Here is a 15,070-nt window from a genome sequence, read left to right as displayed (position 1 = left end):
GCTGCGGCGGCGGGTGATCCGGGTGGGGCCAGTACGCTGGTCGGCGTGACAGAGGCGTGGACGCTCGGCGGCGACGACGATGACCTGGCGGGAGCCTTGTCAGGACCGGTCCGGGTGAGAGTGCCCGCGAAGATCAACCTGCACCTCGGGGTCGGCCCGCTGCGGTCCGACGGCTACCACGAGCTGCACACCGTCTACCACGCCATCTCCGTGTACGACGAGGTCACCGCCCGGTCCGGGGACACCCTCAGCCTCACCATGCAAGGCGAGGGCGTCGGCGAGCTGGAACTCGACGACAGCAACCTGATCATCCGCGCCGCGCACGCGCTGGCCGCCACCGCCAAGGTTCCCGCCCACGCGCGGCTGCACCTGCGCAAGACGATCCCGCTCGCTGGCGGCCTGGCCGGCGGATCCGCCGACGCCGCCGCGACCCTGGTCGCGCTGGACGCGCTGTGGAACACCGGCCTCGGCCGCGACGACCTGGCCCGCATCGCCGCCACCCTCGGCTCCGACGTGCCGTTCCTGCTGTACGGCGGCACCGCCCTGGGCACCGGCCACGGCGAGGCGGTCAGCCCGGTGCTGGCCCGCGCCAACCGCTGGCACTGGGTCGTCGCGTTCGCCGACGGCGGCCTGTCCACCCCCCAGGTCTACGGCGAACTGGACCGCATGCGCGCCGCGGGCACGGCCCCCGCCCCGCTGAACAGCAGCGACGACCTGCTCAGCGCGCTGCGCCAGCGCGACCCGGCGGTGCTCGGCGCCGCACTCGGCAACGACCTGCAGGCCGCCGCGCTGTCCCTGCGGCCCGCGCTCGCCGACACCCTCGACGTCGGCGACAAGGCGGGCGCGCTCGCCAGCCTCGTCTCCGGCAGTGGCCCGACCTGCGTCTTCCTGGCCCGTGACGAAGCCCACGGGGCGGACCTCGCCCAGGCGCTGCGGGAGTCCGGGCTGTGCCGCGGGGTGCAGCAGGCGTACGGAGCCGTGCACGGCGCCCGGATAGGCTGACCTCACCATGGCCAATATCATCAATCTGGACCGGGTCGGCAAGGGCTACGGCCCGACCGGTCCCCTGCTCACCGACGTCTCCCTAGGGCTCGACGACGCCGACCGGATCGGCGTGGTCGGCCTCAACGGCGCGGGCAAGTCGACCCTGCTGCGGATGCTGACCAAGGCCGAGGACCCCGACTCCGGGCGCGTCACCCACCGCCGCGACCTGCGCGTGTCCGCGCTGCCGCAGGCCCTGGACCTGGCCCCCGAGCTGACCGTACGCGACGTCGTGCTGGGCGACGCCTGGCTGCCCGCCGCGTTCGAGGCCGAGCACGAGTGGGCCGGCGACTCCGGCGTCCGCAACATCCTCGACGGCCTCGGCATGCCCGGCCTGGGACTCGACCAGCCCGTCGGGCCGATGTCCGGCGGCGAGCGGCGGCGCATCGCGCTCGCCGCGCTGCTGGTGCGCCCGACCGACCTGCTGATCCTCGACGAGCCCACCAACCACCTCGACATCGCGGGCGTCAACTGGCTGGCCCGCTACCTCAACGAGAGCCTGCGCGGCGCGCTGGTCGTGGTCACCCACGACCGGTGGTTCCTCGACGCGGTCTGCAACCACATCTGGGAAGTCGCCGACCAGCAGGTACGGGCGTACGACGGCGGCTTCGCCGCGTGGATCCTGGCCCGCGCCGAACGGGAACGCGTCGCCGCGGTGACCGAGTCTCGCCGCCAGAACCTGCTCCGCAAGGAGATCGCCTGGCTGCGCCGCGGCCCGCCGGCCCGCACCTCCAAGCCCAAGTTCCGCATCGACGCCGCCAACGCGCTCATCGCCGACGTGCCCGAGGCCCGCGACCAGGTCACCCTGGCCAAACTCGCCACCGCCCGGCTCGGCCGCCAGGTCTACGACCTGGAGAACGTCACCCTGTACGCCGGACCCAAGCTGATCCTCGACGACGTCACCTGGCACGTCGGCCCCGGCGACCGGATCGCGCTGCTCGGCGCGAACGGCGCGGGCAAGTCGACCCTGCTGCGGCTGCTGGCCCGGGTCACCGACGCCCCTGGCTTCCGGGCCGGTCAGACCGTGCGCCCCGCGTTCCTGTCGCAGGAGCTGGCGGAGCTGCCCGGCGAGCTGCGCCTGCTGGAGGCCGTCGAGCAGGTGGCCCGCCGGGTCAAGCTCGGCGATCGGGAACTGTCGGCGTCGCAGCTGGCCGAGGTGTTCGGCTTCACCGACCGGCGGGTGTGGACCCCGGTCGCCGACCTGTCCGGTGGCGAGCGCCGCCGCCTGCAGATGCTGCGGCTGCTCGCCGGCGAGCCGAACGTGCTCATCCTCGACGAGCCCACCAACGACCTGGACACCGACACCCTGGCCTCGCTGGAGGACCTGCTCGACACCTGGCCCGGCACGATGATCGTGGCCAGCCACGACCGCTACCTGGTCGAGCGCGTCTGCGACAAGGTGTACGGCCTGTTCGGCGACGCCAAGATCCGCCACCTGCCCGGCGGCGTCGACGAGTACCTCCAGCGCGTCGACCACGACGCCGCGCGGGTCGGCGGCGCGTCGGCCGGGTCGGTCAAGGAGCTGAAGGCCGAGCGCACCGGCGGGCCCAGCGCGGCCGAGGTGCGCGCCGCGAAGAAGGAGGTCTCGCGGGTCGAGCGGCAGATCGACAAACTCGACCAGCGGGTGGCCAAGGTGCACGCCCAGATGGCCGAGCACGCCACCGACTTCGCGAAGATCGCCGAACTCGACGCGAGCCTCAAAGCACTGCAGGACGAGCGCGGGCTGCTGGAAGACGAGTGGCTCAACCTCGCGGAGCTGATCTCCGAGTAGCTGGCGGGAAACGGGTCAGGGGAGGCCTGATAGCCTCACGCATCCCCTGACCCCTCGTACCGTCGGAGCTGCGACATGGCTTCCCACATGCCCGTCAACCACTCGCTGCGCCCGCTCTACCGTGCGCTGGCCCTGTTCGCCGGGCTGTTCGTGCTGGCGTTCGGCGTGCTCGGCTTCCTCGACAGCCAGGGCGAGCCGCTGTTCCACCAGGGCGAGTCCAGCGCGCTGGGCCTCAAGACCAACCCCGCCTTCTCGTACGCGAGCATCGCCGCCGGTGTCGCGGTGCTGCTGGCCACGCTCGTCGGCCGCAACGTGGACCGCTTCGTCGACATGTGGGTCGGCGTCGGCTTCATGCTGGCGGGCACCGCGATGCTGGCGCTGATGCACACCGACTCGAACGTGCTCAACTTCACGATGGCGACCTGCATCGTCTCGTACCTCATCGGCTCGGTCCTGTTCACCGCCGGGATGTATGTCAAGGTCGGCCCCGCCGCGAAGGCCGCCGCCGAGGAGAAGCACCGCGCCGGCGTACCGGCCTGATTTGCCGCGAATCGGTCCCGCCGGGACACTCCCGGCGGGACACTGGGCCTATGCATCTACCGGTCAATCACCGACTAAGGCCCCAGTGGCGCTTCCTGGCCGGACTGTCGGGTGCGTACCTGCTGACGTTCGGCATCGTCGGTGCGATCCGCACCGCCGGTGAACCGTTCTTCGCCCGCACCGACATCGAAGCCCTCGGCCTGAAGACCAACCCCGCGTTCGCCTGGCTGTCCGTCATCGTCGGCGCGATCGTGCTCGGCGGCGCCATCGTCGGCCGCAACATCGACCACTTCATCAACATCTTCGGCGGCGCCGTCTTCATGCTGGCCGGGCTCATCATGCTCACGGTCATGCAGACCCCGGCGAACCTGCTCAACTTCGAGATCTCCACCTGCGTGGTCTCGTTCATCCTCGGCACGATCATGCTGATCGCCGGGATGTACGGCAAGACGGGCACCCCGGCCGACTCCATCGCCGAAGAGGTGCTGCGCCACAGCACCCGCCCCGGCGACAAGTTCGCCGTCAAGCCCCACGCCAACAAGTAGGAGTTACTTGACGCCCTTGCGGGTCAGCAGGACCGGCTTGGCCTCCAGTTGCGCCAGGCCGTTCCAGCACAGGTTGACCAGGTGCGCGGCCACCGTCTCCTTGCGCGGCTTGCGCACCTCCAGCCACCAGCGGCCGGTCAGCGCGACCATGCCCACCAGCGCCTGCGAGTACAGCTCCGCCAGCTTCGGGTCGTAGCCCCGCGTCTTGAACTCCGCGCCGAGGATGTGCTCGACCTGATGCGCGACGTCGTTGAGCACCGAGGAGAAGTTGCCCGAGGAGGACATCACCGGCGACTCGCGCACCAGCACGCGGAAGCCGTTGGTCTCCTCCTCGATGTAGTCCAGCAGCGCCAGCGCCGCCTGCTCCAGCAGTTCACGCGGATGCCCCGCGGTCAGCGCCGAGGTGACCCGGGTCAGCAGCGAGGTGACCTCGCGGTCCACCACGACGGCGTACAGGCCTTCCTTGCCGCCGAAGTGCTCGTACACCACCGGCTTGGAGACCTTGGCGCGGGAGGCGATCTCCTCGATCGAGGTCGCGTCGAAACCGCGCTCCGCGAACAGTTGCCGACCCACGGCGATCAGCTGCTCGCGGCGCTGGGAGAAACTCATCCGCACACGTGAGCCGGTCTTCGGGGCGGCAGTCTGCCGGGCCGGCCGGACGTCACGGGGTTCGTCTGCCACGCCCCCATCCTGCCAGGAGGATGAGGGCGGAGTCGGGGTGCCGGTCGTGTCGACGGTCAACGGGCCAGCTTCAGCTCGGCGTCGCGGTCGAGCATCTTCGCCTGCAGCCGGTCGGCCTTGGGCCACTTCACGTTCGTCGCCCAGCCGAACTTCTCGAAGAACCAGATAACCCGGGCCGAGATGTCGATCTGACCGCGCATCACGCCGTGGCGGGCGCAGGTCGGGTCCGAGTGGTGCAGGTTGTGCCAGCTCTCGCCGAAGGACAGGATCGCCAGCGGCCAGAAGTTCGACGCCTTGTCACCCTCGCGCATCTCGAACGGGCGCTCGCCGTACACGTGGCACACCGAGTTGATCGCCCAGGTGACGTGGTGCAGCAGGCCGATCCGGACCAGGCCCGCCCAGAAGAACGCGGTCAGCGCGCCCTGCCACGACCAGGTCACCAGACCGCCGACGACGGCCGGGGCGAACGCGGTGGTCAGCGACAGCAGCCCGAACAGCTTGTCGACCTTGGCGATGTCCTTGTCGGCCAGCAGGTCCGGCGCGAACCGGGCGCGGTTGGACAGCTCGCGGGCGAACAGCCAGCCCACGTGGGCGTGGAACATGCCCTTGGTCAGGCCCTTGAAGGAGTTGCCGAAACGCCACGGCGAGTGCGGGTCGTCCTCCAGGTCGGAGTACTGGTGGTGGCGGCGGTGGTCGGCGACCCACTGGGTCGGCGAGCCCTGCACGGCCATCGCGCCCGAGACCGCCAGCGTCACCCGCAGCCAGCGCGTGGCCTTGAACGAGCTGTGCGTCAGGTAGCGGTGGTAGCCGACGGTGATGCCCAGCCCGGTCACCACGTACATCACCGCGAAGATGATCACGTCGGTGACGTTCAGCCAGCCGCCCCAGGCGATGGGCACGACCGCGAACAGCGCCAGGAACGGCAGGACCACGAAGGCCCAGAGCCCGATCAAGGTGCCCTTGGACTGGGCTCCCTCGGTCAGCGGCTTCTGTCCGCGCGCAGGCGCGGTGCCGGTAGGCGTGTCGATGGCTGTCGTGGTCATGGCACCTCGCTGGAGCTGGGTGGAAGGCATGTTTTGTGCTACCTACGACACCGTAACCTACGGGACCGTAGTTTGACAGTGCCGATGTTGGGAATTTGCCGGCGACGTCGTACGCGCGTTCTAAGTTCATCGGGTGGCTAAGACGGAATTGCGCGAACAAGCAGTGGTGCTGCGTGAGTCGGGATGCTCGGTGCCCGACATCGCAGCGAGGTTGGGCGTCGCCCGCTCCACGGCCTTCCGATGGGTGCGCCATCTGCCGCTCGATGCGGATGCCGCGGCGGCCGAGCGTCGCCGGGCGCATTCGCGCGCCATGACTGACGCGCGCTGGGGCGCACACCGGGTGCACACAGCGGAGCGCAGGCAGGTGGCGCAGGGTATCGGGCAGGCGGTCGTAGGCGAGTTGACCGAGCGGGATCTGGCCCTGGCCGGTGCCGTGATCTTCTGGTGCGAGGGGACCAAGGAGAAGCCGTGGCGGGCGAACGACGGGCGGGTGACGATCACCAACACGGATCCGCGCCTGCTGCGGATCTTCATCGCGTTCCTGGAGTCCGTCGGCGTCGAGCGCAACGAGCTGACCTATCGGGTCAGCATTCACGAAACCGCCGACTCGGATGAGGCGGCGCGCTGGTGGGCGGCCGAACTCGACGTGCCGTTGGAGCGCTTCCGCAGAGCGACGATCAAGCGGCATCACCCCACCAGCTCACGGCACAATCAGGGTGACGGCTACCACGGATGCCTAGTGGTGACCGCGCGGCGTAGGCGGGAACTCTACTGGCGGATCGAGGGCATCATCGACGAACTCGACCGTCGCACCGGTGCGGCATCCACGGCCGAACCACGATAAGCTTTGGCGCCGGATGGGGCGTGGAGTAATGGCAGCTCACCAGACTTTGAATCTGGACGGTCCTGGTTCGAGTCCAGGCGCCCCAGCTAGTAAGGCCACGTAAGGAGATGGGCAGCTCGTGACTCGTACGGTGATCGTTCTCGCGGCGGGCGAGGGTAAGCGGATGAAGTCGGACCTGCCGAAGATGCTGCATCCGCTGCTCGGCCGCTCCCTGGTCGGCCACGTGCTGACCGCAGCCGCCCCGCTCGGCGCGCAGCGCACCCTGGCCGTCGTCGGCAACCGGGCAGACCAGGTCACCGCGCACCTGTCCGAGATCGCGCCGGACGTGAGCACCGCGCTGCAGGCGCAGCAGAACGGCACCGGTCATGCGGTGCGCATCGCGATCGAGGCGCTCGGCGAGCTGGACGGCACCGTCGTGGTGCTCAACGGCGACGTGCCGCTGCTGCGGGCGCAGACCCTGCAGGACCTGGTCGAGGCGCACGAGTCGGCGGGCGCGGCGGCGACCGTGCTGGGCGCGTCGGTGCCTGACCCGACCGGCCTGGGCCGCCTGGTCCGCGACGCCGACGGCGGGCTGTCCCGCATCGTCGAGGAGCGCGACGCGACCCCGGAGCAGCGCGCGATCCGCGAGATCAACGCGGGCATCTACGCGTTCGACGCGGCCGCGCTGCGGACCGCGCTGGCGAAGCTGACCACCGACAACGACCAGGGCGAGGAGTACCTGACCGACGTCTTCGAGCTGTTCGTGACACAGGGCTCGCCGGTGCGCGTGCACCTGGCCGGCGACGCGGCCGAGACGCTGGGCTGCAACGACCGGGCCGAGCTGGCGTCGCTGCGGGCGCTGCTGCGCGACCGGATCAACCTGGACCTGATGCGCTCCGGCGTGACCATCGTCGACCCGGCCACGACCTGGGTCGACGCCACCGTGACGGTCGAGCGCGACGCGCTGCTGGAGCCCAACGTGCAGCTTCGCGGGGCGACGAGCGTGGCCACCGGCGCCGTGATCGGCCCGGACGTGACGCTGATCGACACCGTGGTGGGCGAGCAGGCCCAGGTCGTACGCGCGCACGCGGTGCAGGCCGAGATCGGCCCGAACGTGTCCGTGGGCCCGTACGCGTACCTGCGTCCGGGGGCGCGGATCGGGCGCAAGGGCAAGGTCGGCACGTTCGTCGAGATCAAGAACGCGTCGCTGGGCGAGGGCACGAAGGTGCCGCACCTGACGTACGTGGGTGACGCGACGATCGGCGAGCAGACCAACATCGGCGCGGGCAACCTGTTCGCGAACTACAGCGGCAGCACCAAGAGCCACACCGTGATCGGCTCGCACGTGAAGACGAGCTGTGACACCACGTTCGTGGCGCCGGTGCGCATCGGCGACGGGGCGTACACGGCGGCCGGTTCGGTGATCGACAAGGACGTCCCGGCGGGGGCGCTCGCGGTGGCGCGGGCGCACCAGCGCAACATCGAGGGCTGGGTGCGCCGGTCGCGTCCGGGCAGCGCGGCGGCCGAGGCTGCCGAGCGCGCCGAGCAGGCGACCTCCGAAGAGGGCTGAACATCAAAGAAGGCGCGGCCCCTCGCGGGGTCGCGCCTTCTTTCGTATGCGGGCCAGGGTCAGCGGCGCTCGGGCTGCTCGTCCTCGCCCTCGAGCCAGCCGCGCTTGGCGGCCTCGGCCCCGAGGGAGAACTGGTTCTTCGCGCCGGTGGCCTGCTTGAGGTTGGCGATGTGGTCGTGCACGGCGCGCTCGCTGAGGAAGACCAGCTTCGTGATCGTCTGCACGGTGAAACCTGCGGCGAGCAGCAGGAGGATCCGGCGCTGTACGAGCGTCGGTTCTCCGGACCGGTCCCGGGCCATCGGGTGCAGCCTCTCTGTGCGGACACCTGTGCCTAACGAAGGTAGCGCCCGCCCGTGGGACCGGGCAAGGCACCCTCATGTCAGCTGCGTGAACTCGAAGGCAAGCGATCTGTCCGTGATCTGTCGCACCCGGGAACGGCCTTGCTGGCTGGTTGGCGAACCGCCGGGAGAGGATGAACCGAAAAGGTGATACTGACCGCAGACCATCGTGAAGGGGCGGCAAGCCGATGGGCAGCATCGTCACTGAGAACCGCAAGAATCTGATGCTTTTCTCGGGCCGGGCCTACCCCGAGCTCGCGAAGGAGATCGGCGAGGTGCTGGGTGTGGGGGTGACCCCCACGACGGCGTATGACTTCGCCAGCGGTGAGACGTTTGTCCGTTACAAGGAGTCCGTCCGCGGTTCGGACGCCTTCATCGTCCAGTCCATGACCCAGCCGGTGAACAACTGGATCATGGAGACCCTGCTGATGATCGACGCGGCGAAGCGCGGCTCGGCCAAGCGCATCACCGTGGTGCTGCCGTTCTACCCGTACGCCCGCCAGGACAAGAAGCACCGCGGCCGTGAGCCGATCTCCGCGCGGCTCATCGCGGACCTGCTCAAGACCGCGGGCGCGAACCGCATCCTGACCGTCGACCTGCACACCGCGCAGATCCAGGGCTTCTTCGACGGCCCGGTGGACCACCTGTTCGCGATGGACATCCTCGCCGACTACGTACAGGCCAACTACGGCCACCGCGAGCTGACCGTGGTGTCGCCGGACTCGGGCCGGGTGCGGGTCGGTGAGCGCTGGACCGACCGTCTTGGCGGCTGCCCGCTGGCGTTCATCCACAAGACCCGTGACCCGCTCAAGCCGAACCAGGTGGTCGCGAACCGGGTCATCGGCGAGGTCGCGGGGCGCACCTGCATCCTGGTCGACGACATGATCGACACCGCGGGCACGATCTGCAAGGCCGCGGACATCCTGTTCGACAACGGCGCGGCCGACGTCATCGTGACGACCACGCACGCCGTGCACTCCGACCCCGCCACCGAGCGCCTGAAGAACAGCCGCATCAGCGAGGTCATCGTCACCAACACGCTGCCGCTCGGCCCCGACAAGGCGTTCGACAAGCTGACCGTGCTCTCCATCGCCCCGCTGCTGGCCCGCGCGATCCGCGAGGTCTTCGACGACGGCTCCGTCACCACCCTCTTCGGCGGCCTCAGCTGACGAGCCCCCTTCACTCGGCTCCCCTCGCAGGTGGGTTGCCCGAGCCCTGTTCCTGATCGACGCTGGCCTATCACATCGAATTTCACCGCGAATTCTTCGATGTGATAGGCCAGCGTCTATGTGAGGCGAGGCTTGCCCGCGCGCGCCGGGGCCGGGTCGCCGGGACCGGGCAGGTGGGGGTGGGGCTGGCGTTTCAAACGCGGGAGAGGGGTGACATGCGTTGCCCCGGCGGGGATCACCGAAAGTGATCGGGTACAGTAATCGGGTTGCCACGGCGAGGGTGCCCTGCGGGTCGAAAAGCCTGTTGATGGCGCCGTGATCGACGCGGTGCTCCGGGTCATGTCACCCCGCGCGCCCTCGTTCGCTCGGCCTGACAGAGACCCGTTGAGCAGGAGATGAATCGTGTCTGAAGTTAAGATCAGCGCCGAGCCGCGTACCGAGTTCGGCAAGGGTGGCGCGCGTCGCACCCGTCGGGCGGGCCTCGTGCCCGCCGTCATCTACGGCCACGGTGAGGCCCCGCGCCACATCGCCGTGCCGGCCCGTGAGTTCGCCGCCGCGATCCGCCACGGTGGCATCAACACCGTGTTCGAGCTCGTCGGCCCCGACGGCACCAAGACCCTGGCGCTGCCGAAGGCCATCCAGCGCGACCCGCTGAAGGACACCTTCGAGCACATCGACATGCTCATCGTCAAGCGCGGCGAGCAGGTCACCGTCGACGTGCCGGTGCACCTGGTCGGCGAGGCCGCCAAGGGCACGCTGGTCATGCACGAGCACGACAAGATCTCGCTGATCGCCGAGGCGCTGCACCTGCCGGAGTTCGTCGAGGCCTCGATCGAGGGCCTGGAGGCCGGTTCGCACGTCACCGCCGGTGACATCAAGCTGCCGAAGGGCTCGCAGCTGGCCGTCGACGCCGACACCATGGTCGCCATCGTGTCCGCGGCGCCGACCGCCGAGCAGCTCGAGGGCGAGACCGCCGAGGCTCCGGAGGCCGCCGAGGCCGAGGCCGACGAAGCTGCCGAGACCGTGGCCGCGGAGGCCTGATCCACGTTCGACCGTGGCGTCCTTCATGCTGTGAGAGCGTGAAGGACGCCACGAGTGTATTCAGGGAGTGTTGATGGAGCAGGCCGCACCGTGGCTGATCGTCGGCCTGGGCAATCCGGGCACGCAGTACGCGGGTAACCGGCACAATGTCGGGTTCTTCATCGCCGACCTGCTGGCCGAGCGCACGAGGGTGAAGTTCGGCCGGCACCGCAAGGCCGTCGCCGACGTCGCCGAGGCCCGGCTGGGCGTCGGGGTGGACGCGCCCCGGCTGATCCTGGTGAAGCCGCTGACCTTCATGAACCTGTCGGGGGGTCCGGCCGCGGCGCTGAGCCAGTTCTACAAGGTTCCGGCGGAGCAGATCATCGCGGTGCACGACGAGCTGGACATTCCGTACGGGCAGCTGCGGCTGAAGGTGGGCGGCGGCGAGGGCGGCCACAACGGGCTGCGCTCGATGACGAAGTCGCTGGCCACCAAGGAGTACGTGCGGGTGCGTTTCGGCGTGGGCCGCCCGCCCGGCCGCCAGGACCCGGCGGACTTCGTGCTGTCCGACTTCTCCACCGCCGAACGCAAGGAGCTGGAGTTCCTCGTGGACCGGGCGGCGGACGCGGTGGAGGCGGTCGTCAAGGGCGGCCTGGCCGCGGCGCAGCAGACGTACCACACCGCCTGATCCCCGACAGCTCGCCGCCGTCACATTTGCCCCATTATCGCGTTGTAACCGTCAGGCGCACCTGCCCTGCCCGATTTCCGTAGGCCGCAGGTGTCGCCGGGTCGTGACGGGGGGCATTTCCATGGAGCAGCGCCGAGACGACGACCGGCGCGGCCCGCGGCCCTATCCGCAGCGCCACCGGCACATCGACGCGTCCGGGGCGCTGTCGTACACCGCGACACCCACGCCCGCCGGTCCCGCGCCGTTCAGCCCCGCACCGGTGGGCCTGGTCGCGGTACGCCCGCAGACGCCGACGAACCGCCCCGCGGCGAGCCGCCGCCCACTGCACCGGGGCAGCACCCACATCGGCACCCCGATGCGCGTGCTGGACCGCCGCAAGGGCTGGGAGCAGCGTTACCTGCGTACCCTGCTCGGCTCGGACCTGCTGGTCGGCGCGGCGGCGGGCGTGCTCGTCTACATGCTGCGCTTCGGCACCTCGATCACGCCGTACACCAGCACCTACGTGCTGCTGTCGCTGGCGTTCCCGTTCGCGCTGCTCGCGTCGCTGGCGCTGACCAGGGCCTACGACAAGCGTTACCTGTACGTCGGCACGCAGGAGTACGACCGGGTCATGCGCGGCGGGCTGTGGCTGATCGCGACCGCGGCCGTCGGCTCGTACGCCCTCGAACTGCCCACCGCCCGCTCGTACGTGCTCATCGCGCTGCCCGCCGCGACCGGCACGCTGGTGGTGACCCGGTTCGCGATCCGCAAGCGGCTGCACCGGCGGCGCGAGCGCGGCTCCTGCCTGCGCCGGACCATCGTGGTCGGGCACGAGCTGGCCATCATCGGCCTGACCCGGCAGCTGTGCCGCGAACGGTTCCACGGCCTGGAGGTCGTCGGCGCGTGCGTGCCGCGCGGCAGCGACGGCCGGGTAGGGCTGCCGGTGTACGGCACCTTCGACGACGTCGCGCCCGCCGTACGCGCCGCGGGCGCCGACACCGTGATCGTGCTCAGCTGCCCCGAGCTGGACGGGCACGCGCTGCGCCGGATGGCCTGGCAGCTGGAGCGCGACGAGATCGACCTGATCGTGGCCAGTTCGCTGATCGACGTCGCCGGTGGCCGCACCACCATCCGCCCGGTCGACGGGCTGCCGATGTTGCACGTGGAACATCCGCGGCTGTCCGGCGGCAGCCGGGTCATGAAGGAGCTGATGGACCGGGCCGGGGCGGCGCTGCTGCTGGTGCTGTCCGCGCCGCTGCTGCTGGTGATCGCGATGGCGCTGCGCATCGACTCGGCCGGACCGGCGCTGTTCAAGCAGGTCAGGGTAGGTAGGGACGGCCGCGAGTTCGTCATCTACAAGTTCCGTACCATGTACACCGACGCCGAGGCGCGGCTTGCCGAGCTGAAGCATCTCAACGAGCACGACGGAGTGCTGTTCAAGATCCGGGATGACCCGCGGGTGACCGCGATGGGCAAATGGATGCGCCGCTACTCGCTGGACGAGCTGCCGCAGTTGCTGAATGTGCTGCTGGGGCAGATGTCGCTGGTGGGGCCACGGCCGCCGCTGCCCCGCGAGGTCGCCGCGTACGCCGACGACGTGCGGCGCAGGCTGGCGGTGAAGCCCGGGATGACAGGACTCTGGCAGGTCTCCGGGCGATCCGACCTGCCGTGGGAGGAGGCGGTCCGGTTGGACCTCCGCTATGTCGAGAACTGGTCAATGTCCATGGACCTGCTCATACTCCTGCGTACGCTGACCGCCGTTGCCCGTAGCTCTGGAGCGTACTGATGCCCCCGGTGGAAGACGGCGCCTTCGCCGTATGGCTGGCCCGACAGGCCGGCGACCTGCTGCTCGCCCTTCGTGACGAGCTCGGTTTCGACGACCCGGCGGGCCTGCGCGCCGCCGGTGACAAGCGCTCGCACGACCTGCTCATGACGGAGCTGGCCCGCTGGCGGCCCGCCGACGCGGTGCTGAGCGAGGAGGGCGTCGACGACCCGGCCCGGCTCACCGCCAACCGGCTGTGGATCATCGACCCGCTCGACGGCACCCGCGAGTTCGGCGAGCAGGGCCGCGCCGACTGGGCCGTGCACGTCGCCCTGTGGCGGCGTACCGGCGAGTCCACGGGTGTGCTCGCGGCCGGGGCCGTCGGCCTGCCCGCGCAGCAGCGCGTGCTGGGCAGCGAGCCCGCCGCGCCGTACCCGCCGCTGTCCCCGCAGGTCGCCGCAGGCGGCCCGATCCGCATCGCGACCAGCCGCACCCGCCCGCCGTACTTCCTCGCCGCGGTCGCCGAGCAGGTCGGCGCGGAACTCGTGCCGATGGGCTCCGCCGGTGCCAAGATCGCCGCAGTGGTGACCGGTGAGGTCGACGCGTACATCCACGGTGGCGGGCAGTACGAGTGGGACTCGGCCGCGCCGGTCGCCGTCGCCGCTGCCGCCGGCCTGTTCACGTCGCGCATCGACGGTTCGCCGCTGATATACAACCAGTCCGACGCGAGCCTGCCCGATCTGATCGTCTGCCGCCGCGACCTGGCCGCTGACCTGCTGTCGGCCGTGTCACAGCATTCTTGATCGGCACGCGCGACCGCGTGTAGGTTAGATTCCCGAGTAATTCACTAGGAAAGGTCTGGATATGATCCAGCCTGCGTCTGAGCAGCCGGCTGCGTACCGGGTCTCCCACCTCGACGCTCTCGAAGCCGAGAGTGTCTTCGTGATGCGGGAGGTGGTGGCGGAGTTCGAGCGGCCGGTGCTGCTGTTCTCGGGTGGCAAGGATTCGATCGTGATGCTGCGTTTGGCGCAGAAGGCGTTCGCTCCGGGCCGGATCCCTTTCCCGGTGATGCACGTCGACACGGGTCACAACTTTCCCGAGGTGCTCGAATACCGGGACCGCCGGGTGGACGAACTCGGTTTGCAGCTGATCGTGGCGTCGGTCCCGGAGGCGATCGCGCGTGGTCTGGTGACGGAGCCCGCTGGTGGTTCGCGGAACCGGATTCAGACGCCGGTGTTGTTGGACGCGGTGGACAAGTACCGGTTCGATGCGTTGTTCGGTGGTGCGCGTCGGGATGAGGAGAAGGCTCGGGCCAAGGAGCGGGTGTTCTCGTTCCGGGACGAGTTCGGGCAGTGGGATCCGAAGAACCAGCGCCCTGAGCTGTGGAGCCTTTACAACGGTAGGCATCACCCTGGTGAGAGCATTCGGGTGTTCCCGTTGTCGAACTGGACCGAGCTGGACATCTGGCACTACATCGCGCGGGAGGAGATCCCGCTGCCGTCGATCTACTACGCGCATGAGCGTGAGGTCGTCAACCGTGACGGGATGCTGTTCGCGGTCAACGAGTTCATCACCGCCAAGCCCGGCGAGAACGTGTTCAAGGCCCGGGTGCGCTACCGCACCGTCGGCGACGCGACCCTGACCGCGGCGGTCGCGTCGGAGGCCGACACGGTCGAGAAGGTCATCGCCGAGGTCGCCGCCACACGGGTCACCGAACGCGGCGCGACCCGTGGTGATGACAAGGTCAGTGAAGCGGCGATGGAAGACCGCAAGCGTGAGGGGTACTTCTGATGACCGCTGTTGCTGAGCCCACGTCCGAGGCCCGTGCGGAGGCCAGGGTCGACCTGCTGCGCTTCGCGACGGCCGGTTCGGTCGACGACGGTAAGTCGACGTTGATCGGCCGGCTGCTGTACGACACGAAGTCGCTGTTCGAGGACCAGCTCGAAGCCGTCGAAGCCGTCAGTGCGGCGCGTGGTGACGAGTACACGAACCTGGCGCTGCTCACCGACGGCCTGCGCGCCGAGCGGGAACAGGGCATCACCATCGACGTCGCCTACCGCTACTTCGCGACCCCTCGGCGCAAGTTCATCATCGCCGACA

The 15,070-nt window shown here is 69.7% G+C and carries 16 protein-coding genes and 1 tRNA gene; 14 read left to right on the top strand and 3 right to left on the bottom strand.

All coding sequences use genetic code 11. The annotated features are described in order from the left end of the window. Positions 1-45 precede the first annotated feature (45 nt). From HAV40_RS34800 to HAV40_RS34785, 4 genes are all read left to right on the top strand, one after another. Entirely contained in the window at positions 46-1,002 is a 957-nt protein-coding gene (locus HAV40_RS34800; RefSeq protein WP_166388549.1) for a 4-(cytidine 5'-diphospho)-2-C-methyl-D-erythritol kinase, read from the top strand. A 7-nt stretch (positions 1,003-1,009) separates the two neighbouring features. After that, entirely contained in the window at positions 1,010-2,812 is a 1,803-nt protein-coding gene (locus HAV40_RS34795; RefSeq protein ID WP_166388548.1) for an ABC-F family ATP-binding cassette domain-containing protein, read from the top strand. Positions 2,813-2,887: 75 nt separating this feature from the next. Then, complete coding sequence (locus tag HAV40_RS34790) at positions 2,888-3,352, top strand: DUF4383 domain-containing protein (protein ID WP_166388547.1); 465 nt, start codon at positions 2,888-2,890, stop codon at positions 3,350-3,352. A 50-nt stretch (positions 3,353-3,402) separates the two neighbouring features. Then, positions 3,403-3,897 (top strand): DUF4383 domain-containing protein, encoded by a 495-nt coding sequence (locus tag HAV40_RS34785; protein ID WP_166388546.1) that lies wholly within the window; start codon positions 3,403-3,405, stop codon positions 3,895-3,897. A 3-nt stretch (positions 3,898-3,900) separates the two neighbouring features. On the opposite strand, the gene HAV40_RS34780 is transcribed toward HAV40_RS34785, so the two are convergent. Together HAV40_RS34780 and HAV40_RS34775 are read right to left on the bottom strand one after the other, a co-directional pair. Continuing rightward, the gene (locus tag HAV40_RS34780) at positions 3,901-4,506 is read right to left on the bottom strand and encodes a TetR/AcrR family transcriptional regulator (RefSeq protein ID WP_239087006.1); all 606 of its coding nucleotides are present in this window, start codon (positions 4,504-4,506) and stop codon (positions 3,901-3,903) included. 128 nt (positions 4,507-4,634) lie between these two features. Continuing rightward, positions 4,635-5,621: an acyl-CoA desaturase gene (locus HAV40_RS34775; protein WP_166388544.1), complete on the bottom strand. Its 987-nt coding sequence runs from the start codon at positions 5,619-5,621 to the stop codon at positions 4,635-4,637. Between the two features lie 133 nt (positions 5,622-5,754). Between HAV40_RS34775 and HAV40_RS34770 the strand changes: the two genes are divergently transcribed. The 3 genes from HAV40_RS34770 to glmU all read left to right on the top strand — a co-directional run bounded on the left by HAV40_RS34770 (position 5,755) and on the right by glmU (position 8,014). Beyond that, positions 5,755-6,465, top strand: a complete 711-nt coding sequence (locus HAV40_RS34770) for a helix-turn-helix domain-containing protein (protein WP_166388543.1) — start codon at positions 5,755-5,757, stop codon at positions 6,463-6,465. A gap of 14 nt (positions 6,466-6,479) precedes the next feature. Then, positions 6,480-6,551 (top strand) — tRNA-Gln (locus HAV40_RS34765). A 32-nt stretch (positions 6,552-6,583) separates the two neighbouring features. Further along, positions 6,584-8,014 (top strand): bifunctional UDP-N-acetylglucosamine diphosphorylase/glucosamine-1-phosphate N-acetyltransferase GlmU, encoded by a 1,431-nt coding sequence (glmU, locus tag HAV40_RS34760; RefSeq protein ID WP_308441074.1) that lies wholly within the window; start codon positions 6,584-6,586, stop codon positions 8,012-8,014. A gap of 59 nt (positions 8,015-8,073) precedes the next feature. On the opposite strand, the gene HAV40_RS34755 is transcribed toward glmU, so the two are convergent. After that, the gene (locus HAV40_RS34755) at positions 8,074-8,313 is read right to left on the bottom strand and encodes a LuxR C-terminal-related transcriptional regulator (RefSeq protein ID WP_166388542.1); all 240 of its coding nucleotides are present in this window, start codon (positions 8,311-8,313) and stop codon (positions 8,074-8,076) included. 227 nt (positions 8,314-8,540) lie between these two features. On the opposite strand from HAV40_RS34755, the gene HAV40_RS34750 reads away from it, so the two are divergent. The 7 genes from HAV40_RS34750 to HAV40_RS34720 form a co-directional block, all read left to right on the top strand. Then, complete coding sequence (locus HAV40_RS34750) at positions 8,541-9,521, top strand: ribose-phosphate diphosphokinase (RefSeq protein WP_166388541.1); 981 nt, start codon at positions 8,541-8,543, stop codon at positions 9,519-9,521. 402 nt (positions 9,522-9,923) lie between these two features. Continuing rightward, complete coding sequence (locus HAV40_RS34745) at positions 9,924-10,562, top strand: 50S ribosomal protein L25/general stress protein Ctc (RefSeq protein WP_166388540.1); 639 nt, start codon at positions 9,924-9,926, stop codon at positions 10,560-10,562. 70 nt (positions 10,563-10,632) lie between these two features. Continuing rightward, positions 10,633-11,229: an aminoacyl-tRNA hydrolase gene (gene pth / locus HAV40_RS34740; protein ID WP_166388583.1), complete on the top strand. Its 597-nt coding sequence runs from the start codon at positions 10,633-10,635 to the stop codon at positions 11,227-11,229. Positions 11,230-11,350: 121 nt separating this feature from the next. Next, positions 11,351-12,994: a sugar transferase gene (locus HAV40_RS34735; protein ID WP_166388539.1), complete on the top strand. Its 1,644-nt coding sequence runs from the start codon at positions 11,351-11,353 to the stop codon at positions 12,992-12,994. An 8-nt stretch (positions 12,995-13,002) separates the two neighbouring features. Further along, on the top strand, positions 13,003-13,773 hold the full coding sequence (locus HAV40_RS34730; protein WP_166388582.1) for a 3'(2'),5'-bisphosphate nucleotidase CysQ: 771 nt from the start codon (positions 13,003-13,005) through the stop codon (positions 13,771-13,773). Between the two features lie 61 nt (positions 13,774-13,834). After that, complete coding sequence (cysD, locus tag HAV40_RS34725) at positions 13,835-14,761, top strand: sulfate adenylyltransferase subunit CysD (protein WP_166388538.1); 927 nt, start codon at positions 13,835-13,837, stop codon at positions 14,759-14,761. Further along, the coding region (locus HAV40_RS34720) for a GTP-binding protein (protein WP_240935375.1) at positions 14,761-15,070 on the top strand (310 nt) is incomplete at its 3' end. The genes cysD and HAV40_RS34720, both read left to right, overlap by 1 nt.

The sequence above is a fragment of the Catellatospora methionotrophica genome (genome assembly GCF_011297335.1).
GTDB classification, from domain to species: Bacteria; Actinomycetota; Actinomycetes; order Mycobacteriales; family Micromonosporaceae; genus Catellatospora; species Catellatospora methionotrophica.
The sequence above is the reverse complement of the archived record's forward strand: the minus strand, read 5'-3'. Positions and strand labels throughout refer to the sequence as shown.

Excerpts from the sequence above, each read along its gene's own strand:
- HAV40_RS34795 (WP_166388548.1), top strand. The coding sequence starts at position 1,010 with ATGGCCAATATCATCAATCTGGACCGGGTCGGCAAGGGCTACGGCCCG.
- HAV40_RS34790 (WP_166388547.1), top strand. The coding sequence starts at position 2,888 with ATGGCTTCCCACATGCCCGTCAACCACTCGCTGCGCCCGCTCTACCGT.
- HAV40_RS34785 (WP_166388546.1), top strand. The coding sequence starts at position 3,403 with ATGCATCTACCGGTCAATCACCGACTAAGGCCCCAGTGGCGCTTCCTG.
- HAV40_RS34780 (WP_239087006.1), bottom strand. The coding sequence starts at position 4,506 with ATGAGTTTCTCCCAGCGCCGCGAGCAGCTGATCGCCGTGGGTCGGCAA.
- HAV40_RS34775 (WP_166388544.1), bottom strand. The coding sequence starts at position 5,621 with ATGACCACGACAGCCATCGACACGCCTACCGGCACCGCGCCTGCGCGC.
- HAV40_RS34755 (WP_166388542.1), bottom strand. The coding sequence starts at position 8,313 with ATGGCCCGGGACCGGTCCGGAGAACCGACGCTCGTACAGCGCCGGATC.
- HAV40_RS34750 (WP_166388541.1), top strand. The coding sequence starts at position 8,541 with ATGGGCAGCATCGTCACTGAGAACCGCAAGAATCTGATGCTTTTCTCG.
- HAV40_RS34735 (WP_166388539.1), top strand. The coding sequence starts at position 11,351 with ATGGAGCAGCGCCGAGACGACGACCGGCGCGGCCCGCGGCCCTATCCG.
- cysD (WP_166388538.1), top strand. The coding sequence starts at position 13,835 with ATGATCCAGCCTGCGTCTGAGCAGCCGGCTGCGTACCGGGTCTCCCAC.